Source organism: Streptomyces hydrogenans (genome assembly GCF_014656075.1).
Taxonomy (GTDB): Bacteria; Actinomycetota; Actinomycetes; order Streptomycetales; family Streptomycetaceae; genus Streptomyces; species Streptomyces hydrogenans.
Genome location: NZ_BNBS01000014.1, coordinates 1 through 19,385, shown reverse-complemented (window position 1 = coordinate 19,385; position 19,385 = coordinate 1). Strand labels below are relative to the sequence as shown.

At 74.8% G+C, this 19,385-nt stretch carries 20 protein-coding genes; 8 read left to right on the top strand and 12 right to left on the bottom strand.

Annotation, left to right across the window (positions count from 1 at the left end; translation table 11 throughout):
* Window positions 1-247: 247 nt before the first annotated feature.
* Window positions 248-976, bottom strand: a complete 729-nt coding sequence (locus tag IE321_RS08810; protein ID WP_043219239.1) for a VIT1/CCC1 transporter family protein — start codon at window positions 974-976, stop codon at window positions 248-250.
* Between the two features lie 305 nt (window positions 977-1,281).
* On the opposite strand from IE321_RS08810, the gene IE321_RS08805 reads away from it, so the two are divergent.
* The 7 genes from IE321_RS08805 to IE321_RS08775 all read left to right on the top strand — a co-directional run bounded on the left by IE321_RS08805 (window position 1,282) and on the right by IE321_RS08775 (window position 9,473).
* Window positions 1,282-2,274, top strand: coding sequence for an ADP-ribosylglycohydrolase family protein (locus IE321_RS08805; protein ID WP_043219237.1), 993 nt, complete (start codon window positions 1,282-1,284; stop codon window positions 2,272-2,274).
* A gap of 377 nt (window positions 2,275-2,651) precedes the next feature.
* Window positions 2,652-3,992 carry an ADP-ribosylglycohydrolase family protein gene (locus IE321_RS08800; protein ID WP_308439703.1) on the top strand — a complete coding sequence of 447 codons (1,341 nt, stop codon included), beginning with the start codon at window positions 2,652-2,654 and terminating at the stop codon, window positions 3,990-3,992.
* Window positions 3,973-5,124, top strand: coding sequence for an ADP-ribosylglycohydrolase family protein (locus IE321_RS08795; RefSeq protein ID WP_079021945.1), 1,152 nt, complete (start codon window positions 3,973-3,975; stop codon window positions 5,122-5,124). The genes IE321_RS08800 and IE321_RS08795 overlap by 20 nt, the downstream gene beginning before the upstream one ends.
* The gene (locus IE321_RS08790) at window positions 5,121-6,521 is read left to right on the top strand and encodes an ADP-ribosylglycohydrolase family protein (RefSeq protein ID WP_190222391.1); all 1,401 of its coding nucleotides are present in this window, start codon (window positions 5,121-5,123) and stop codon (window positions 6,519-6,521) included. Before IE321_RS08795 ends, IE321_RS08790 begins: the two co-directional genes overlap by 4 nt.
* Window positions 6,518-7,438 carry a ribokinase gene (gene rbsK / locus IE321_RS08785; protein WP_043223219.1) on the top strand — a complete coding sequence of 307 codons (921 nt, stop codon included), beginning with the start codon at window positions 6,518-6,520 and terminating at the stop codon, window positions 7,436-7,438. Before IE321_RS08790 ends, rbsK begins: the two co-directional genes overlap by 4 nt.
* Window positions 7,435-8,640 carry a CaiB/BaiF CoA transferase family protein gene (locus tag IE321_RS08780; RefSeq protein WP_190222390.1) on the top strand — a complete coding sequence of 402 codons (1,206 nt, stop codon included), beginning with the start codon at window positions 7,435-7,437 and terminating at the stop codon, window positions 8,638-8,640. The genes rbsK and IE321_RS08780 overlap by 4 nt, the downstream gene beginning before the upstream one ends.
* Window positions 8,637-9,473 carry an HpcH/HpaI aldolase/citrate lyase family protein gene (locus tag IE321_RS08775; RefSeq protein ID WP_190222389.1) on the top strand — a complete coding sequence of 279 codons (837 nt, stop codon included), beginning with the start codon at window positions 8,637-8,639 and terminating at the stop codon, window positions 9,471-9,473. The genes IE321_RS08780 and IE321_RS08775 overlap by 4 nt, the downstream gene beginning before the upstream one ends.
* Before the next feature lie 103 nt (window positions 9,474-9,576).
* Here the strand turns inward: IE321_RS08775 and lgt are convergent, their stop codons facing one another.
* From lgt to hisI, 11 genes are all read right to left on the bottom strand, one after another.
* Complete coding sequence (gene lgt, locus IE321_RS08770) at window positions 9,577-10,557, bottom strand: prolipoprotein diacylglyceryl transferase (protein ID WP_190222388.1); 981 nt, start codon at window positions 10,555-10,557, stop codon at window positions 9,577-9,579.
* 76 nt (window positions 10,558-10,633) lie between these two features.
* Window positions 10,634-11,455 (bottom strand): DsbA family protein, encoded by an 822-nt coding sequence (locus IE321_RS08765; protein WP_043223272.1) that lies wholly within the window; start codon window positions 11,453-11,455, stop codon window positions 10,634-10,636.
* Between the two features lie 73 nt (window positions 11,456-11,528).
* Window positions 11,529-12,350 carry a tryptophan synthase subunit alpha gene (gene trpA, locus IE321_RS08760; RefSeq protein ID WP_043223207.1) on the bottom strand — a complete coding sequence of 274 codons (822 nt, stop codon included), beginning with the start codon at window positions 12,348-12,350 and terminating at the stop codon, window positions 11,529-11,531.
* Complete coding sequence (trpB, locus tag IE321_RS08755; RefSeq protein ID WP_043223204.1) at window positions 12,347-13,585, bottom strand: tryptophan synthase subunit beta; 1,239 nt, start codon at window positions 13,583-13,585, stop codon at window positions 12,347-12,349. The genes trpA and trpB overlap by 4 nt, the downstream gene beginning before the upstream one ends.
* A gap of 308 nt (window positions 13,586-13,893) precedes the next feature.
* Window positions 13,894-14,070 (bottom strand): tryptophan biosynthesis modulator TrpM, encoded by a 177-nt coding sequence (gene trpM, locus IE321_RS43160; protein WP_373316612.1) that lies wholly within the window; start codon window positions 14,068-14,070, stop codon window positions 13,894-13,896.
* Between the two features lie 67 nt (window positions 14,071-14,137).
* Window positions 14,138-14,947 carry an indole-3-glycerol phosphate synthase TrpC gene (trpC, locus tag IE321_RS08750; RefSeq protein ID WP_043223201.1) on the bottom strand — a complete coding sequence of 270 codons (810 nt, stop codon included), beginning with the start codon at window positions 14,945-14,947 and terminating at the stop codon, window positions 14,138-14,140.
* Window positions 14,948-15,078: 131 nt separating this feature from the next.
* On the bottom strand, window positions 15,079-15,570 hold the full coding sequence (locus IE321_RS08745; RefSeq protein ID WP_190222387.1) for a DUF2752 domain-containing protein: 492 nt from the start codon (window positions 15,568-15,570) through the stop codon (window positions 15,079-15,081).
* A gap of 116 nt (window positions 15,571-15,686) precedes the next feature.
* Window positions 15,687-15,941 (bottom strand): HGxxPAAW family protein, encoded by a 255-nt coding sequence (locus IE321_RS08740; protein WP_190222386.1) that lies wholly within the window; start codon window positions 15,939-15,941, stop codon window positions 15,687-15,689.
* A 116-nt stretch (window positions 15,942-16,057) separates the two neighbouring features.
* The gene (locus IE321_RS08735) at window positions 16,058-16,699 is read right to left on the bottom strand and encodes a TIGR02234 family membrane protein (RefSeq protein WP_043223196.1); all 642 of its coding nucleotides are present in this window, start codon (window positions 16,697-16,699) and stop codon (window positions 16,058-16,060) included.
* Window positions 16,700-16,713: 14 nt separating this feature from the next.
* Window positions 16,714-18,213: an anthranilate synthase component I gene (locus IE321_RS08730; RefSeq protein WP_190222385.1), complete on the bottom strand. Its 1,500-nt coding sequence runs from the start codon at window positions 18,211-18,213 to the stop codon at window positions 16,714-16,716.
* Window positions 18,214-18,224: 11 nt separating this feature from the next.
* Window positions 18,225-18,596, bottom strand: a complete 372-nt coding sequence (gene hisI, locus IE321_RS08725; RefSeq protein WP_043223190.1) for a phosphoribosyl-AMP cyclohydrolase — start codon at window positions 18,594-18,596, stop codon at window positions 18,225-18,227.
* An 84-nt stretch (window positions 18,597-18,680) separates the two neighbouring features.
* Here hisI and IE321_RS08720 point away from each other — a divergent pair, with 84 nt between their 5' ends.
* Window positions 18,681-19,316: a TIGR03085 family metal-binding protein gene (locus IE321_RS08720; protein ID WP_190222384.1), complete on the top strand. Its 636-nt coding sequence runs from the start codon at window positions 18,681-18,683 to the stop codon at window positions 19,314-19,316.
* Window positions 19,317-19,385: the final 69 nt, after the last annotated feature.

The following is a 19,385-nucleotide window of genomic DNA, read 5'->3' as shown; positions in this document are numbered from 1 at the left end:
GTTGGTCACGGGTTCGAAACCGCCGGGTAACCGGCTACATATGTTGCGTCCTGCATAGTGTCTCACCGCCGCGAGCGTTCCGACCAGGGATATTCGTCACAGCGAGAATGGGCCCTTCGCGCCGAAATGTCACCCCGAAAAGCCCGAAAGGCCCCTTGCGGGGGCCTCTCGGACTTCTGCGGTGGTACGGATTCCGTCGCGACCGTCACACAGCGGGATCAGACCAGGTGGGACGGGGTCCCGACGGTCACAGCGCAGCACCGAAGAGCATGCCGAGCCCGTACGTGACGGCCGCCGCGGCACCGCCGAGGACCAGCTGGCGCAGCCCGCTGAAGAGCCAGCCGCGGGCGGTCACCCGGGCCACCAGCGCGCCGCAGGCGAAGAGCCCGAGGAGCGCGAGGAGCACGGCCGGCCAGAGCGCCGTCGCGCCGAGCAGGTACGGCAGCAGGGGCAGCAGGGCGCCGAGCGCGAAGGAGCCGAAGGACGAGACGGCGGCGACGACCGGCGACGGCAGGTCGTCGGGGTCGATGCCCAGCTCCTCGCGGGCGTGGATCTCCAGCGCCTGCTCGGGGTCCTTCGACAGCTGCATGGCGACCTCGCGGGCGAGCGCGGGCTCGACGCCCCGGGAGACGTAGAGGGCCGCCAGCTCCTCCATCTCGTCGATCGGGTGCTTGCGCAACTGGCGCCGCTCCACGTCCAGTTCCGCCTGGACCAGCTCGCGCTGCGAGGCGACGGAGGTGTACTCGCCGGCCGCCATGGAGAAGGCGCCGGCCGCGAGTCCGGCGAGACCGGTGATCACGATGGTCCCCGAGGAGACCGCACCGCCGGCGACACCGGTCATCAGGGCGAGGTTGGAGACGAGTCCGTCCATCGCGCCGAAGACCGCCGGCCGCAGCCAACCGCCGTTCACGTCGCGGTGGGTGTGGTTGTCCCGGTGCGCCTCGTGCAGTGGTGCCTGGGCCTCGATGATGGACATGGTTCTCCCCTCGTTCCGGCGGGCCGGGTCGCACCCGCCGCCCCCAACACCCTCGAAAATACGCGCGATGTAAGGGGCGCGCCAGCAAGGCAGGCCGTACTTAGTAAGGCCCGCCTCAGTGTGGGAAGCCTTGCCTGACACCAGGTCAACACCCCCGCACGCCACCGGCGTCCCCCGTACGAGCCACCGACAGACGGGTGACAGAAGCGGCCCACCGGCGAGTCGTCGGCCCGCCGTGGCACAGATCCAGGCGAGGGGGTACCGCCGAAGAGGTGCCCCGCACCGAGGAGAGGGCGCGCGCGGAGATGGTGACCACGACATGCGACACCCGTGAACGGGCGAGAGGGGCGCTGCTCGGCCTCGCCGTCGGCGACGCGCTGGGCGCCCCCGCCGAGAACATGAAGCCGTCCGAGATCCGCCGCCGGTGGGGCCGGATCGAGGGCTTCCTGACGGACCGTCCGGCCGGCACGGACGACACCGAGTACGCGATCTTCTCCGCGCTGCTGCTCGCCCGGCACGGCTCGGCCCTCACCGTCGCCCACGTCGAACGGGCCTGGCACCACTGGATCGCCGACCTCGACGAGGGCCCCTTCCGCGGCGCGGGCTTCTCCGAGCGCGGCACCCTGGAGAACCTCCGGCGCGGACTGGCGGCCCCCATCTCCGCCCAGCACCGCCACGCCTGGTCCGACGGACTGGCCATGCGGGCCGCGCCCTTCGGCGTCTTCGCGGCCGGCCGCCCCGAGGAGGCGGCCCGGCTCGTCGCCATCGACGGCAGCGTCAGCCACGAGGGCGAGGGCATCTACGGCGGCCAGGCCGTCGCCGCGGGCGTCGCCGCGGCGATGTCCGGCGCGACCGTCACGTCCGTCATCGCGGCGGCCCTCTCGGTGATCCCGATGGACTCCTGGACGGCCCGCTCCCTGCGCCGCGCGGTGGTCGCCGCGCAGCGCGTCCAGCCCGACCCGCTCACCCGCGAACGCCAGGTCCGCTCGGCGGTCGTCATCGGCGGCTACCCCTGGACCGACCTCGCCCCCGAGGCGGTCGGCCTCGCCTTCGGCGCCTTCGCGGCGGCCCGCGGCGACTTCCGCACCGCGGTCCTCACGGCCGTGAACATGGGCCGCGACGCCGACACCACGGCCGCGGTCGCCGGCGCGCTGGCCGGCGCGGCGGGCGGCGTCTCGGCGATCCCGGACGCCTGGGCGACGGCCATCACCCCCGTCACCGGCAGCTGCCTCCCGTCCATGCGCGGCTACCACGTCCTCGACGTGGCCGACCTCCTCACCCCGGAGCACCCCCGATGAACCCCGACCCGACCAACCCCACCGCCACCACTCCCGGCACCCCAGCGACCCCCGTGACCCCTGTGGCCCCCACGCCCGCCGCTCCCGGCACCCCCACCCCTCCCGGCACCTCCGTGGCCCCCGCGGCTACCACCCCCGCCACTCCCGGCACCCCCGCACCCCTCACCGCCACCACTCCCGCCGTTCCCGGCGCGCCCGCCGTTCCCGGCACTCCCGGCACCCTCGCAGTCCCCACCACCGCTCCCGGCACCCCCGTGGCCCCCGCCGCCTCAGGCGCGCCCGCCGCCCCCGCTGTGGGCAGGCGTTCCGCGGGGCGAGGGGGGTCCCCCCTGCCCGAGCGGAGCCGAGAGCTTGGGGGAGGGTGGGCACAGCCTCCAGTGCCGGGCACCGTCCCGGCCGTCGACACCCTGCCCCAGGTGCCGGGCGCCGACACGCAGGGCCTGGCCCCGCCGCACCCCGCCCCGGTGCCGGGCGCCGACACGACACGTACCGCCGGCGCCTGGGCGACTCCACGGGAGGCACCACGGCCGACCGCCCAGGCCGAGACGGACCGGACCGAGACGGACCGGACCGAAGCGGACCGGGACAGGATCGAGGGCCTCCTCCTGGGCCTCGCCGCGGGCGACGCCGCCGGCTGGCCCGCCGCCCGGCACCGCGCCGCCCGGATGCCCGAGTGGACCCGCCGCCTCACCCGCGAGCTCGACACCTTCGCGGAGCAGAACGCCACGACCACCCTCCCCGTGCCGATCGCCCTGAACCAGCCCCCCGAGCCGCTCCGCCTCGGCCCGTCCGACGACGCCGAGTGGGCGGCCTTCACGGCGGAGGCGGTCCTGGCCGCCGCCGGTCCCCTCTTCGCCGCCCTCCCCCGCGAGCGCCGCCTCCGCGCCGCCGTGGACCTCGCCTGGAACCACCTCGCGGGCCAGATCGCCGCCGCGGCCGATCGCGCTCCCGAGATCGAGTCCGCCGTCCTCCCGCTGCGCGCCCGCATCTCGGTCCGCGCCGGGCTCGGCAACCTCGCCACCGGTCTGCGCCCGCCCGCGACCGGCCACGACAACCCGCACTACTTCGACGACGCCGGCTGCGTCCGGGCCGCCGTCCTCGCGGTCGTCCACCCCGGTGACCCGCGCGTCGCCGCGGAACTCGCCGAGTTCGACGCCCGGTACACCCAGGACGGCGACGGCGTGCACGGCGCCCGGGCCACCGCGGCGGCGGTCGCCGCGGCGCTCGGCGGCGCGGACGCCGAGACCGCCGTGGAGGCCGCGGTCGCCGAGCTCCCGCCGGTCACGGAGATCGGCCGCAACGCCCGCCACGCCGTGAAGCTGGCCCGCACCGCCGACTCCGCCTTCGAACTGGTCCCCCTCCTGGAGCACCAGATCGTCGACCACGTCTACAGCTACGGCATCGCCGCCGCCGAGACCGTCCCCGTCGCGCTCGCCCTGACCGTCGCCGCGCGCGGCGCGATGACGGCCGCGGTCCCGGCCGCGGCCTGTCTGTCCCGGGTCGCGGACTCCGCGCCCGCCCTGGCCGGCGCGCTCACCGGCGCGCTGGGCGGCGGCCGTTCGGTCCCGGCGAGCTGGCGGGACGCCTGCCGGACGCTCTCCGGCTGCGCGCTGCCCCGGCTCGCCGGAACCGACCTGGTGGAACTCGCCGGGCTCCTGGGAGCCACGGAACCGGCGCCCCCAGGTGGACAATTCCGACATGACACCCACTCTGGATGACCGGATCACCGGAAGTCTCCTCGGTGCCGCCGTGGGCGACGCCCTCGGCGGCCCCGTGGAGGGGTACACCCCCGAGCAGATCGCCGAACGCCACGGAGGCAGGGTCACCGGCGTCGTCGGCCCCTGGAACGGCGACTCCTGGCGCACCGCCCGCCCCATCGCCCCGTACCACAAGGGCGACGGGCACGTCACCGACGACACCCTGATGACCCACGCCCTGATCCGGGTGTACGAGACGGTCCGCGACCACCTCGACGCGTACGCGGTCGCGGACCACCTCGTCCCCGAACTCATGGGCTCCCCCGTGTGGATCCCCGAGCTGGAGGCGGAGGCCCTCCCCCTCCAGCGGATCTTCCTCGCCGAGAAGTGGCTGGTCGCCCGCCTCCACTACGGCCACCACGACCCGCGCGAGGCCGGCTCCGGGAACATCGTCAACTGCGGCGCCGCGATGTACATGGCCCCCGTCGGCCTGGTGAACGCCGCCGACCCGCACGGCGCCTACGCCGAGGCCCTCGACGTCGCCGGCGCCCACCAGTCCTCGTACGGCCGCGAGGCCGCGGGCGTCTTCGCCGCGGCCGTCGCGGCGGCCTGCGTCCCCGGCGCCACCGCGCGCACGGTCGTCGACACCGCCCTCGCCCTCGCGAAGGACGGCACCCGCGCCGCGATCGAGGCCGTCGCCGAAGTCGCCGACCGGCACCGCGACTTCGAGTCCGCCCTGGTCCCGCTCCGCAAGGCGGTCGCCCCGTACGACTCCGTCGGCCCCGACTACCGCAACCCCGGCCTGGACGCCCGCCGCCCCTCCCGGCTCCACTCCATCGAGGAGCTGCCGATCGCGCTGGGCATGCTCCTGGTCGGCGAGGGCGACTACCGCCGCACGGTCCTCGGCGCGGTCAACTACGGGCGCGACTGCGACTCCATCGCCACCATGGCGGGCGCGGTCGCCGGAGCCCTGCACGGCGAGGCGGCGGTCCCCGCCGAGTGGGTGAAGCGGGTCGCGGAGGCCAGCCGGCTGGACCTGCACGCCCCGGCCGCGGCCCTCGCCGCCGTCGCCCACGAGGTCTTCGCCCGGGACACCGCCCGCCGCCGCGCCCACGAGTCCGCCCGCGCCGCCCTGACGGACGCCTCCCGGTGACGCCCGGCGCTCCGGCCCCCGGCGCCGAGGCCGTACGGCTCACCTGGGTGCAGCCCGAGGACCTCGTCGGGCACGAGCTGCGGCAGGCCGCCGAGGACGGCCGGGAGGCCGGGGAGATCGCCGGCCGCTGGTTCGCGGCCGGCGGGCACCCCGCGCCGGCCGCCGCCGGCGCCTCGCCCGGCGCCCGGCCCGAACTGCGGGCGCTCGCCGAGGAACTCCTCGACGAACTCGCCGCCCTCCCGTCCCCGCTGGCCGACGCCGAGCCCACCGCGCTCGACGCGATCCTGGCCGCCTGCCCCGACCCGCCCGCCCCGCCGCCCGACGGAGCGGCGTACGCCCCCGGCCTGCGCGACCGGCTGCACGCCGCCTGGCTGGGCCGCGCCGCCGGGTGCCTGCTCGGCAAGCCCGTCGAGAAGCTGCCGCTCGGTGCGATCCGGGCGCTCGCCCGGGCCGCCGGGAACTGGCCGCTCGACGACTGGTTCACCGCCCGCGGGGTGCCACCGGAACTGCTCGCGGCCCACCCCTGGAACCGCCGCTCCGCCGCCACCTCGCTCGCCGAGACGATCGACGGCATGCCCGAGGACGACGACCTCAACTACCCCCTCCTCGCCCTGCTCCTCCTCCGCCGCCACGGCCGCGGCTTCACCACCGCCGACGTGGCCCGCCTCTGGCTGGACGAACTCCCCGCCGGCCGCGCCTTCACCGCCGAGCGGATCGCCTACCGCAACCTCCTGGACGGCATCGAGCCCCCGCTGACCGCCGTCCGCCGCAACCCCTTCCGGGAGTGGATCGGCGCCCAGATCCGGGCCGACGTCCACGGCTGGACCCACCCCGGGGACCCGGCCGCGGCAGCCGCCCAGGCCCACCGGGACGCCGTCCTCAGCCACACCGGCAACGGCGTCCACGGCGCGATGTTCGTCGCCGCCACCGTGGCCGCCGCCGCGGGCGGCGGCTGCGACGTCCACCGGGCGCTGGCCGCCGGCCTCTCCGTCGTCCCGCCCCGCTCCCGGCTCGCCGAGGCCGTCCGGTACGGCATCGCGACCGCCCGCGCCACCCCTGACCTCGACGCCGTCGTGGACCGGCTGCACTCCCGGTACGGCGGGTACCACTGGGTCCATGCCGTGCCGAACACCGCGCTGCTCGCCGCCGCCCTCACCCACGCCGACGGCGACTTCACCCGCTCGATCTGCGCGGCCGTCTCCGGCGGCTGGGACACCGACTCCAACGGCGCCACCGCCGGCTCGGTCGCCGGCCTCCTCGCCGGCCACCCGGACCGGCTCCCCGACCGCTGGACCTCCCCCCTCAAGAACCGGCTCGCGACCTCGGTGCCGTCCTTCGACGGCATCGGCTTCGACGCGCTCGCCGACCTGACCCACCTGGAGGCAGTACGCCCATGACCAGCATCGTGGTGCTCGGGAGCACCAACATGGACCTCGTGGCCTACGTGGCGAAGGCCCCGGCGCGCGGCGAGACCGTCACCGGCCGCTCGTTCCGCACGATCCCCGGCGGCAAGGGCGCCAACCAGGCGGTCGCCGCCGCCCGCGCGGGCGGCGAGGTCGCCATGATCGGCGCGGTCGGCTCCGACGACTTCGGATACCGGCTCCGCGACACCCTGGAGCACTGCTCCGTCGACACCGACCTGCTCCGCACCGTCGAGGGCCCCTCGGGCACCGCGCACATCGTCGTGGACGACGAGGGCGGCAACGCCATCGTCGTCGTCCCCGGCGCCAACGGCACCGTCACCTCCCTCAGCCACGGCGACGAGGCCCTGATCGCCAACGCCGACCTGCTCCTCCTCCAGCTCGAACTCCCGCTCTCCGTCGTCGTCGACGGCGCCGCGCACGCCCGCCGGAGCGGCGTGAGGACCGTCCTCACCCCGGCCCCCGTCCAGCCGCTGCCACCGGAACTCTTCGACGTCACCGACCTGCTGGTGCCCAACGAGCACGAGGCCACGGCGCTCACCGGCCGCGCCGACCCGCACGCCGCCGCGCTCGCCCTCCTCGAAGTCGTCCCCGAGGTCGTCGTCACCCTCGGCGCGGCCGGCTGCCTCTACGCGGCGCGCGGCGCGGACCTGCTCGCCGTGCCCGCGCCCCAGGTGCGGGCCGTGGACACCACCGCGGCCGGCGACACCTTCGTCGGCGCCCTCGCGGTCGCCCTCGGCGAGGGCCGTCCCGTGCCCGAGGCGCTGGCCTGGGCCGGCACGGCCGCCGCCCTGTCCGTCCGGCGCGAGGGCGCGTCGACCTCGATGCCGTACCGCACCGAGATCGACACGGCCCTCGGCACCCCCTCGTCCCTGGAGGCCGATCCCGCATGACCACCGCCCCCTCCCCCGCCCCGCCCCTGGAGGGGCTGCGCGTCCTCGATCTGGCGACGCTGTTCGCCGGGCCGCTGGCCGCCATGATGCTCGGCGACTTCGGCGCCGACGTCGTGAAGGTCGAGCACCCCCGCAAGCCGGACCCGTCCCGGGGCCACGGCCCCGCCAAGGACGGGGTGGGCCTGTGGTGGAAGGTGCTGGGCCGCAACAAGCGGACCGTCACCCTCGACCTGTCCACCCCCGGCGGCCGGGACGCCCTCCTCCGGCTGGCCGCCGACGCCGACGTGATCGTGGAGAACTTCCGCCCCGGCACCCTGGAACGCTGGGGCCTGGGCTGGGAGGAGCTGTCCGCGGTCAACCCCCGTCTGGTGCTGGCCCGGGTCACCGGCTTCGGCCAGTTCGGCCCGTACGCCCACCGCCCCGGCTTCGGCACCCTCGCCGAGGCGATGAGCGGCTTCGCCGCGATCACCGGCGAACCCGACGGCCCGCCGACCCTGCCCCCCTTCGGCCTCGCCGACTCGGTCGCCGCCCTCGCCACCGCGTACGCGGTGATGACCGCGCTCACCGCCAGGACGACGACCGGCCAGGGCCAGGTCGTCGACATGGCCATCATCGAACCGATGCTCGCCGTCATCGGCCCCCACGCCCTCTGGTACGACCAGCTCGGCTACGTCCAGCCGCGCACCGGCAACCGCTCCCGCAACAACGCCCCCCGCAACACCTACCGGACCTCCGACGGCTCCTGGGTGGCCGTCTCCACCTCGGCGCAGTCCATCGCCGAACGGGTGCTGCGCCTGGTCGGCCGCCCCGAGCTGATCGACGAGCCGTGGTTCGCCGACGGCACGGGCCGGGCCGCGCACGCCGAGGAGCTCGACGCGGCGGTCGGCGGCTGGATCGCCCGCCACACCCGCGACGAGGCCATGGCCGCCTTCGAGAAGGCGGAGGCGGCGATCGCCCCCGTCTACGACGTCCGGGACGTCCTCGACGACCCGCAGTACCAGGCGCTCGGCACGGTCACCGAGGTCCCGGACCCGGAGCTGGGCCCGATCCGCATGCAGAACGTCCTCTTCCGGCTCTCCGACACCCCCGGCGGGATCCGCTGGGCGGGCCGCCCGCACGGCGCCGACACCGAGGAGGTCCTGACCGCGGCCGGCTTCGCCCCGGCCGAGATCAGCGCCCTGCGCGCCCAGGGGGCGGTATGAGCACCCCGGCCGCCGCGAACGGCGGGCGGCACCGCGGCCGTCTCCCCCTCACCTGGCTGTACGCCCCCGGCGACCGCCCCGACGTGGTCGGCAAGGCGCTCGGCTCCGGCGCCGACGTCGTCATCGTGGACCTGGAGGACGCGGTCGCCCCGGAGCGCAAGGCGTACGCCCTCGACGCCACGGTCGATCTGCTCTCCGACGCCCACCCGGTCCCGGTGCACGTCCGCATCCACACCCCGCGCGACATCCCCGTCCTGGCCTCCCTCCCCGGCCTCGGCGGTCTCCGTGTCCCCAAGGTGGCCCACGCCACCGACATCCACCGGATCAGCGAGCTCGCGCCCGGCCTCCCGCTCTATCCGCTCCTGGAGAACGCGCTGGCCGTGGAGCAGGCGTACGCCATCGCCACCGCCCACCCGGCCGTCCGCGGCCTCTCCCTCGGCGAGGCCGACCTCCGCGCCGACCTGGGGGTGCGGGACGACAGCGGGCTCGACTGGCCGCGCAGCCGGATCGTGGTCGCCGCCCGGGCCGCGAAGCTGCCGCCGCCGGTGCAGTCGGTGCACGCCGACATCGGGGACCTGACCGCGCTCGCCGCCGGCTGTGCCCGGGGCCGGGCGCTCGGCTTCCTCGGCCGGGCGGCCATCCATCCCCGGCAGCTGCCGGTCATCGAGCGGGCCTATCTGCCGACCCCGCAGGAGGTGGACGCGGCCCGCGCGGTGGTGGCGGCCGCCGAGACCGACCGGGGCGCGCTGGCCCTGGCGGACGGCCGGTTCGTGGACGCGGCGGTGGTGGCGGGCGCCCACCGGGTCCTCGACCTGGTCGAGCGCGTCGGCTGACCCGGCCCGGCCCCCGCACACCGGTCCGGGCCAGGACACGCGCGAGGGCCGCCGGGACCTCTTCGGTCCCGGCGGCCCTCGCGTCGTCCGTGCGGAAGGGGCGTCAGCCCTTGGCGGCCGATCCGGCGCCGTTCCCGGCCCCGTTCTCCACGTCGTGGGAGTCGCCCGCGTCGTCGGAGGCGGCCGCGTCGTCGGAGGCGTCGGAGGCGGCCTTCCCGGTGCCCGCGTCCTCGGCGTCGTCGTCCGTCTTCCCGGTCTCGACCGGCTTGCGGGAGCGGGGCTCGACGATCTCCTCGCGGCCCGGGCGGACCCGCGCCGAGACCACCATGTAGACCACGGCGAGCACGAAGACGATGATCGCGGTCCACACGTTGAGGCGCAGGCCCAGGATGTGGTGGGCCTCGTCGACGCGCATGTACTCGATCCAGCCGCGGCCGGCGCAGTAGGCGGCCACGTACAGGGCGAAGGCGCGGCCGTGGCCGAGCTTGAAGCGGCGGTCGGCCCAGATGACGAGGAAGGCGACGCCGACGCACCACAGCGACTCGTAGAGGAAGGTCGGGTGGTAGAGCCCGGCCTCGCGGTTGGCGCTCTCGGTGATCTTCAGCGCCCACGGCAGGTCGGTCGGCTTGCCGTACAGCTCCTGGTTGAACCAGTTGCCCCAGCGGCCGATGGCCTGGGCGAGGGCGATGCCGGGCGCGATGGCGTCCGCGTACGCCGGCAGCGGGATGCCCCGGCGGCGGCAGCCGATCCAGGCGCCGACGGCGCCGAAGGCGATGGCGCCCCAGATGCCGAGGCCGCCCTCCCAGATCTTGAAGGCGTCGACCCAGTTCTCACCCTCGCTGAAGTACAGCTGGTAGTCGGTGATCACGTGGTAGAGGCGTCCGCCGACGAGGCCGAAGGGCACCGCCCAGACGGCGATGTCGGCCACGGTGCCGGCGGTGCCGCCCCGGGCGATCCAGCGCTTGTTGCCGAGCCAGACGGCGACGAAGACACCGAGGATGATGCAGAAGGCATAGCCGCGCAGCGGGATCGGTCCGAGGTGGATGACACCGGTCGACGGGCTGGGAATGTAGGCAAGGTCCATGGCAGGTCCGACGCTACCCTGCCGGGCGGGCGGACCGGCAGCCCGCACGGCAACTTCTGGGTAACCTTCCGTCCCGCTATCCCGCCGAAGGGGAGGCCGTGCCGGGCTTCTTGCCCTTGTTGGCCTCGGCGACCCACTTCTTCAGGTTCTCCGGCGAGATCTGCTCGCCGCCCTTGGTCGGGAAGATCGATTCTCCGTTGAGCAGCACCGACGGGGTGCCGCGGAAGCCGCCGGCCTGGAAGGCCTCGTTGGACTTCTCGACCCAGCTGTCGTGCGTGCCGTCCTCGACGCAGGAGCGGAAGGACGGCGTGTCGAGGCCGGGGACCTTGGCCGCCAGCTCGATCAGCTTGGCGTTGTTCCCGAAGGCGTCGTCGGTCTCCTGCGGCTGGTTGGTGTAGAGCGTGTCGTGGTACGCGGTGAACTTGCCCGCGTCCTGGGCGCAGGCCGCCGCGTTCGCCGCCCGGAGCGAGCCGCTGCCGCCCATGTTGCCGTCGATGAGGGTGGCGAGGTGGTACTCGGCCTTGAGCGCGCCGGCGGCCTCCAGCTCGTGGATGGAGTCCCGCATCACGTTCTCGAACTGGGCGCAGGCCGGGCAGCGGAAGTCCTCCCAGACCTGGAGGGTGGAGGGGGCGTCGGCCTTGCCGGTGGGGATGGCCGGCTTGTCGCCCTCGATCGAGCCGGCGGGGGCGACGACGGGCCCGGCCTTGTCGGACCCGGTGTCCTTGTCGCCGCTCGCGGCGATCACCCCGACGACGGCGGCGAGGCCGAGGACGCCGACCACTCCCGCCGTCACGATCAGGACGCGCCGCTGCTTCTCGCGGGCCTTCTCGCGCTCGCGCTGCTGCTGCAGGCGCTCCCGCGCGCTCTTGTTGCTACCGTCACGGTTCTTCTCGCTCACGCCCACAGCAACGAACCGGGGAGGCGCGTCCGCGCCTCCCCGGTCCGATGTCCACCCGAATGGACTACGCGCGCTACGAGGTGCGGCGCACGCCCTCGGCGAGTTCGGCCGCCAGTTCCTTTACGGCGGCGAGCCCGGCGGCCTCGTCGCCGTCGGCGTCGAGGATCCGCTGGACGAAGGCCGAGCCGACGATGACGCCGTCGGCGAAGGCGGCGACCTCGCGGGCCTGGGCGGCGTTGGAGACGCCGAGGCCGACGCAGACCGGGATCTTCGCGGTGACGCGGGTGCGGCGGACCAGGTCGGCGGCCTGCTCGCCGACCGAGGCGCGGGTGCCCGTGACGCCCATGAGGGAGGCGGCGTAGACGAAGCCGGAACCGGCCGCCGTGATGGTGGCGAGCCGCTCGTCCCTGCTGCTGGGGGCGACGACGAAGACGGTGGCGAGACCGTGCTCGTCGGCGTGCTTCCGCCACAGCGCGGACTCCTGGACCGGCAGGTCGGGCAGGATGCAGCCCGCGCCGCCGGCCTCGGCCAGCTCCCGGACGAAGCGCTCGACGCCGTACCGGTCGATCGGGTTCCAGTAGGTCATGACGAGGACCGGCTTGCCGGTGGCCTCGTGGGCCTCCTTCACCGTGCGCATCACGTCGGCGATCCGGACGCCGCCGCGCAGGGCGATGTCGTCGGCGGTCTGGATGACGGGGCCGTCCAGGACCGGGTCGCTGTGCGGGAGGCCGACCTCGACGATGTCGGCGCCGCCGTCAAAGGCGGCCTTGATCGCCTTGATGCCGCCGTCCACGGTCGGGAAGCCGGCCGGGAGGTAGGCGATGAGCGCGGCCCGGTCCTCGGCCTTCGCCCGCTCCAGGGTGTCGGCGAGCAGCTGGATGTTTCCGGTCGTCACTTCGAGCCCTCCCCGTCGTACAGCCCGAAGTAGCGGGCGGCCGTGTCCATGTCCTTGTCGCCGCGGCCGGAGAGGTTGACGACGAGGAGCGCGTCCTTGCCGAGCTCCTTGCCGACCTCAAGGGCCCCGGCGAGCGCGTGCGCCGACTCGATGGCCGGGATGATGCCCTCGGTGCGGGAGAGCAGACGGAGCGCCTGCATGGCGGCGTCGTCGGTGACCGCGCGGTACTCGCCGCGGCCGGTGTCCTTGAGGTACGAGTGCTCCGGGCCGATGCCCGGGTAGTCGAGGCCCGCCGAGATCGAGTACGGCTCGGTGATCTGGCCCTCGTCGTCCTGGAGGACGTACGACCGGGAGCCGTGCAGGATGCCGGGCTCGCCGGCGGTGAGGGTGGCCGCGTGCTCGCCGGTCTCGACGCCGTGGCCGGCCGGCTCGCAGCCGATCAGCCGGACGCCGGTGTCGGGCAGGAAGGCGTGGAAGAGGCCGATGGCGTTGGAGCCGCCGCCGACGCAGGCGATGGCCGCGTCGGGGAGGCGTCCGGCGCGCTCCAGGAGCTGGCGGCGGGCCTCGACGCCGATGACCCGGTGGAAGTCGCGGACCATCGCGGGGAAGGGGTGGGGTCCGGCGACCGTGCCGAAGAGGTAGTGCGTCCGGTCGACGTTGGCCACCCAGTCGCGGAACGCCTCGTTGATGGCGTCCTTGAGGGTGCGGCTGCCGGACGTCACGGCGATGACCTCGGCGCCGAGCATCCGCATCCGGGCCACGTTGAGGGCCTGGCGCTGGGTGTCGACCTCGCCCATGTAGATGGTGCACTCGAGGCCGAAGAGGGCGCAGGCGGTGGCGGTGGCGACGCCGTGCTGGCCGGCGCCGGTCTCGGCGATCACCCGGGTCTTGCCCATGCGCTTGGTGAGCAGCGCCTGGCCGAGCACGTTGTTGATCTTGTGCGAGCCGGTGTGGTTCAGGTCCTCGCGCTTGAGGAAGATCCGTGCCCCGCCGGCGTGCTCGGCGAAGCGCGGCACCTCGGTGAGGGCGCTGGGGCGGCCGGTGTAGTTGGCCATGAGGTCCCCGAGCTCGCGGGCGAACTCGGGGTCGTTCTTGGCCTTCTCGTACTCGACGGCGACCTCGTCGACGGCGGCGACGAGGGCCTCGGGGATGAACTTGCCGCCGAAGTCGCCGAAGTACCCCTCGGGCGACGGGACCTGACCCTCCGGGTCCGGGATGAAGAACTCACTGGTCATGCGGATGCTGCTCCTCGCGGGGCGATGCGGTCGTGAAAGGACGTGACTCGCTTCGTACGCGCGCGCGTGGCGGTGCCGCCGCCGTTTCGTTGTGGGCAATCGTTCCGCTGGGGCGGGACGGGCGGGCACAACGGAACGGCACCGTTACCGGGTGCCTCCGCTTCCGGGCCTGGCCCCGCACCCGTACGGCGTCGTACAGCGGGTGCGGGTCCAGGCGCGGAAAGCCTTGGCCCGGCAGGGGGCGCCGTTCCGTTGTGCCCACCCGTTCCGCCCCTGCGGAACGTATGCCCACAACGGAACGGGGTCCGTCAGGAGGTCGCGCGCGTGGGGCGGGGGCGCCATCGCATGCCCGGGACCGTGCCCGGCTCGGAGCCGATGCAGTGGCGGACCCGGCGCCCGTGGACCCGGCGGGCGGGCGCCCGGCAGCCCCGGGGCCGGCAGCCGCGGGCCAGCCGGGCGTGGGCGGCCACGGCGACCGCGCGCACGCCGACCGGCCCGCGGGCTGCGGAGCCCGGGGCGGTCGGCACGGCGCGGCGCGGGGTCCCGGTCGGGTCAGCTCCGGCCGTGCCGCAGGGCGGGGTGGGCGCCGGCGGCGACGAGGTCGGCGACGGCGGTCTTCGGGTCGCGCCCGGTGACCAGCGACTCGCCGACCAGGACCGCGTCGGCGCCGGCGTTGGCGTACGCGATCAGGTCGTGCGGGCCGCGGACGCCGGACTCGGCGACCTTGACGATGTGGTCCGGGATCTCCGGGGCGACCCGCTCGAAGGTGGAGCGGTCGACCTGGAGCGTCTTGAGGTTGCGGGCGTTGACGCCGATGATCCGGGCGCCGGCGTCGACCGCGCGCTCCACCTCCTCCTCGTCGTGGACCTCGACGAGCGGGGTGAGACCGATGGACTCGGCGCGCTCGATGAGGGAGACGAGGGCCTCCTGCTCCAGGGCGGCGACGATGAGGAGCGCGAGATCCGCTCCGTACGCCCGGGCCTCCCAGAGCTGGTAGGCGGTGACGATGAAGTCCTTGCGCAGGACGGGGATGTCGACCCGCGCGCGCACGGCCTCCAGGTCGGCGAGCGAGCCGCCGAAGCGGCGCTGCTCGGTGAGGACGGAGATGACGGCGGCGCCGCCCGCCTCGTAGTCGGCGGCGAGGCCGGCCGGGTCGGCGATGGCCGCGAGGGCTCCCTTGGACGGGCTCGACCGCTTGACCTCGCAGATCACCGTGACGCCTTCGCCGCGCAGCGCGGCGACCCCGTCCTTGGCCTGCGGGGCCTTGGCGGCCCGTTCCTTGAGCTCGTCGAGGGAGACCCGCGCCTGCCGCTCTGCGAGGTCGGCGCGCACGCCTTCGATGATCTCGTCGAGCACACTCACGCGAGAGGCCCCCTTCCGGGACGGTGACGGTTCCACGGGAACCTGATGAACACGGTTCAGCCACGTCGATGGTATCCGCAGGTGGGCTTCGGCTCCGCATCGAGCGGCGCGGCGTCCCAACTGCTGGGACTTCAGGGTGCCAGCCCGGAGCCGAACGGGAGGTTCCGGATCACCGTGAAAAGGGCGGTCAGCGCGCCGATCGCCCACCACCAGGCGGGCCTCACGGCGATCCGGGTCGGCGCGCCGCGGACGGCGTGAACCAGCCACACCACCATGAGGACCGCGCAGACGGCGTAGCCGGCGACGGCGAGGGCGTTGGCACCGAGAGCGGTCGCGAGGTCGCCGTGCGCGACGGCGTGGGCGCCGCGCAGCCCGCCGCAGCCGGGGCAGTACAGGCCGGTGAAGCGGAGCAGCGGGCAGACGGGGTAGTGCCCGGGTTCGTTGGGGTCGACGGCGCCGACGTACGCGAAGGCGGCGCCGACTCCGGCGAGGGTGGCGAGCGGGGCGAGCAGCCGGCGTCCGAGGGGGCGGCGGCGGAACTCCTCGGCCTCCCGGAGGCCCGGGGGGTACGGCGGGTCGGGCGGGGAGTGCGGGGCGGTCTGCGGCGTCGGCTCGGCGGTCACGCGGCGATTGTCGCCCGGGGCGTCCGGGGACGCACGACGGCGCAGTCCGGACGTGCCGGACTGCGCCGTTCGAGTGGTTCTCGGGTCCGCGCGCGTCACGCGGCGGACCTGGGGGTTCAGGCGCGGGCGCGGGCCGCGGCGCTCGCGGTCTCGCGGGCCGCGGCGACGGCCTGCGACTCCTTCGGCATGCCGAGGCCGGCGACCTTCATCGCGAGGCCGACGACGCCGCCGAGGAGGATGACGCCGATGCCGGCCCAGAAGCCGGTCACGTTCGCCGCCACCATGAAGACTCCGGCGATGCAGAAGCCGATGAAGGAGATGATGACACCGGTCCAGGCGGCCGGGGTGTGTCCGTGGGCGCTGCCCGCCATGAGTTGCTCCTCGTAGATGTTGCTCGGTGGTGACGTCGAATGACGGCTGTCATGTGATGACGGCGTCATTCTTCCGCACATGGCCCCGCGGAGGTGACTCGGGGGGTCCCGGACGATCACGCGTCGTGTGTCGGGTCCTCGCCGCGGTCGAGCGCCTTCCACAGGTCCTCGGGCCGGTCGGGGTCGCCGGCGGCGGGACGGCGTCCCGGACGGGGCGCTCCGGAGCGCTCGTAGCGGCCGCCCATCGCGGGCCAGCTCTTGCCGTAGCGGAGGGCGAAGAGGCCGGCGACGAGGATGAGCAGGGCGCCGGCGGCGGCCACGTACGGCCAGGCCGTATGGGTGAGGCCGGCGACGGCCGCGGCGGTGTCGCCGCTGATCCGGGCGGCCTCGGCGTCCAGGGCGTCGCTGTCGGAGGCGCCGAGGAAGGCGGCGAGGGCGGCGCCCGCGCCGCTGAGGGCGAGCAGCCCGGCGACGAGGGTGCGGCCGGCCCGGCGGACGGCGAAGACGGCGACGAGGGCGGCGAGGCCGACGATCGCGAGGGCGGTCGGGACGCCGGTGACGGTGCCGCCGTCGGCTTCGACGGGGACGGTGCCGCCGGCCACCGACGCGGTGCCCTCGGCCCAGATCTGGCCGGCGGAGAGCAGTACGACGGTGGCCCCGAGGGCACCGAGGAGCAGGGCGAGGGCGAGGCTCCGCCGACCGCCGGAGGTGACGGCCGCGCGGGCGGCTCGGGGCTGGGGTACGGGTACGGCGCTCACGTACCCACTATCCCCTACGGCCTCGGTGAACCCTTCATCCGGTTGGCGGTGTGGACGGCGCGGAGCACGGCGGCGGCCTTGTTGCGGCACTCGGCGTCCTCGGCGGCCGGGTCGGAGTCGGCGACGACACCCGCTCCGGCCTGGACGTACGCGGTGCCGTCGCGCAGCAGGGCGGTGCGGATGGCGATGGCGGTGTCGGAGTCGCCGGCGAAGTCGAGATAACCGACACACCCGCCGTACAGGCCGCGCCGGGAGGGCTCCAGCTCCTCGATGATCTGCATCGCGCGGGGCTTGGGCGCGCCGGAGAGGGTCCCGGCGGGGAAGCAGGCGGTGAGGACGTCGAAGGCGGTGCGGCCCTCGGCGACCCGGCCGGTGACGGTGGACACGATGTGCATGACGTGGGAGTACCGCTCGATCGACATGAAGTCGACGACCTCGACGGAGCCGGGGGCGCAGACCCGGCCGAGGTCGTTGCGGCCGAGGTCGACCAGCATGAGGTGCTCGGCGCGCTCCTTGGGGTCGGCGAGCAGTTCCTCGGCGAGGTCGTGGTCCTCCTGCGGGGTGGCGCCCCGGTGCCGGGTGCCGGCGATGGGGTGGACCATCGCCTGCCCGTCCTCGACCTTGACGAGGGCCTCGGGGCTGGAGCCGACGACGTCGAAGCCGTTCTCGAAGCGGAAGAGGTACATGTACGGGGACGGGTTGGTGGCCCGCAGGACCCGGTAGACGTCGAGGGCGGAGGCGGCGCAGGGGGTCTCGAAGCGCTGTGAGGGCACCACCTGGAAGGCCTCGCCGGCCCGGATCCGCTCCTTGATGTCGTCGACGGCGTCCTGGTAGGCCGGGCCGCCCCAGAGCGCGGAGTACTCGGGCAGCTCGGAGGCGGGGAGGGCGACGGGGGTGGTGGCGACCGGGCGGGCCAGGTCGGCCTCCATCGCGTCGAGGCGGGCGACGGCGTGCGCGTACGCCTCGTCGACGCCGGTCTCCAGGTCGTTGTGGTTGATCGCGTTGGCGATCAGGAGGACCGAGCCGTCCCAGTGGTCGAGGACGGCGAGGTCGCTGGTGAGGAGCATGGTGAGCTCGGGGAGCTCCAGGTCGTCACGGGCGTGCTCGCCGATCTTCTCCAGGCGGCGGACGATGTCGTAGCCGAGGTAGCCGACCATGCCGCCGGTGAAGGGCGGCAGGCCGCCGGCCAGGTCGCGCGGGGTGTGGAGGGTCTCGACGGTGGCGCGCAGCGCGGCCAGCGGGTCGCCGTCCGTGGGGACGCCGACGGGCGGGGTGCCGAGCCAGTGGGCCTCGCCGTCCCGCACGGTGAGGGTGGCGTCGCTGCGGACTCCGACGAAGGAGTAGCGGGACCAGCTGCGGCCGTTCTCCGCGGATTCGAGGAGGAAGGTGCCGGGGCGTTCGCCGGCGAGCTTGCGGTAGAGCCCGACCGGGGTGTCGCCGTCCGCGAGGAGCTTGCGGCTGACGGGGATGACGCGGCGGTCGGCCGCCAGCTTGCGGAAGGTCTCGAGATCCATGGCGCCAGACCCTACTCGGATGCGGGAAGGAGGACGTCGGCGTCGAAGCAGGTCCGGGCGCCGGTGTGGCAGGCGGCGCCGACCTGGTCGACCTTGACGAGGAGGGTGTCGGCGTCGCAGTCGAGGGCGACCGACTTCACGTGCTGGACGTGCCCGGAGGTGTCGCCCTTGACCCAGTACTCGTTCCGGCTGCGGGACCAGTAGGTGCAGCGGCCGGTGGTGAGGGTGCGGTGGAGGGCCTCGTCGTCCATCCAGCCGAGCATGAGCACCTCGCCGGTGTCGTACTGCTGGGCGATGGCGGGGACCAGGCCGTCGGTGCTGCGCTTGAGGCGGGCGGCGATGGCCGGGTCGAGGTCGCTGGGGGTCCGGGGCGTGCTGCTCATGGCGCCATTGTGCCGTGGCGCGGGAGCGTGTCCGGCGGGGCGTCCACTGGGCGGACGGCGCGGCGCGGTCGTACGCTGGCGGGCATGTCGACCCATGCCAGGCGTGAACGGCTTCTGCTCGCTGATCTGTTGGAGGCCGCCGGCCCCGACGCCCCGACGCTGTGCGAGGGCTGGGCGACCCGGGACCTCGCGGCGCACGTGGTGGTGCGGGAACGGAGGCCGGACGCGGCGGCCGGGACGCTCGTACCGGCGCTGAAGGAGCGGCTGCGGCGGGTGCAGGACGAGTTCGCGGCGAAGCCGTACGAGGAGCTGGTCCAGCTCGTCCGCACGGGTCCGCCGCGCTTCTCCCCGTTCACGATCAAGCAGGTGGACGAGGGTGCGAACGTCGTCGAGTTCTACGTCCACGCGGAGGACGTCCGGCGGGCCCAGCCCGGCTGGTCGGCCCGGGAGCTGGACCCGGTCTTCGCGGACGCCCTCTGGTCCCGCCTGGAGAGGGGCGCCCGGCTGCTGGGCCGCAAGGCCCCGGTCGGCCTGGTCCTGCGCCGCCCGAACGGCCAGACGGTGGTCGCGCACAAGGGCACCCCGGTGGTGACGGTCTCTGGGGAGCCGGGCGAGCTGACGATGTACCTGTACGGCCGGACCGAGGTGGCGAAGGTGGGCCTGGAGGGCGAGCCGGACGCGATCGAGCTGCTGAACGCGACGAAGCAGCTGGGGATCTAGGGCCTGTCTGCCCCTTGGCGTCGGATCAGGCCGGGTCGTCCGGTGCGTGCGATCGGCGTGCGGCCGGGG

Excerpts from the sequence above, each read along its gene's own strand:
- IE321_RS08810 (WP_043219239.1), bottom strand. The coding sequence starts at position 976 with ATGTCCATCATCGAGGCCCAGGCACCACTGCACGAGGCGCACCGGGAC.
- IE321_RS08805 (WP_043219237.1), top strand. The coding sequence starts at position 1,282 with ATGGTGACCACGACATGCGACACCCGTGAACGGGCGAGAGGGGCGCTG.
- IE321_RS08795 (WP_079021945.1), top strand. The coding sequence starts at position 3,973 with ATGACACCCACTCTGGATGACCGGATCACCGGAAGTCTCCTCGGTGCC.
- rbsK (WP_043223219.1), top strand. The coding sequence starts at position 6,518 with ATGACCAGCATCGTGGTGCTCGGGAGCACCAACATGGACCTCGTGGCC.
- IE321_RS08780 (WP_190222390.1), top strand. The coding sequence starts at position 7,435 with ATGACCACCGCCCCCTCCCCCGCCCCGCCCCTGGAGGGGCTGCGCGTC.
- IE321_RS08775 (WP_190222389.1), top strand. The coding sequence starts at position 8,637 with ATGAGCACCCCGGCCGCCGCGAACGGCGGGCGGCACCGCGGCCGTCTC.
- lgt (WP_190222388.1), bottom strand. The coding sequence starts at position 10,557 with ATGGACCTTGCCTACATTCCCAGCCCGTCGACCGGTGTCATCCACCTC.
- trpB (WP_043223204.1), bottom strand. The coding sequence starts at position 13,585 with ATGACCAGTGAGTTCTTCATCCCGGACCCGGAGGGTCAGGTCCCGTCG.
- IE321_RS08740 (WP_190222386.1), bottom strand. The coding sequence starts at position 15,941 with ATGGCGGGCAGCGCCCACGGACACACCCCGGCCGCCTGGACCGGTGTC.
- IE321_RS08730 (WP_190222385.1), bottom strand. The coding sequence starts at position 18,213 with ATGGATCTCGAGACCTTCCGCAAGCTGGCGGCCGACCGCCGCGTCATC.
- hisI (WP_043223190.1), bottom strand. The coding sequence starts at position 18,596 with ATGAGCAGCACGCCCCGGACCCCCAGCGACCTCGACCCGGCCATCGCC.
- IE321_RS08720 (WP_190222384.1), top strand. The coding sequence starts at position 18,681 with ATGTCGACCCATGCCAGGCGTGAACGGCTTCTGCTCGCTGATCTGTTG.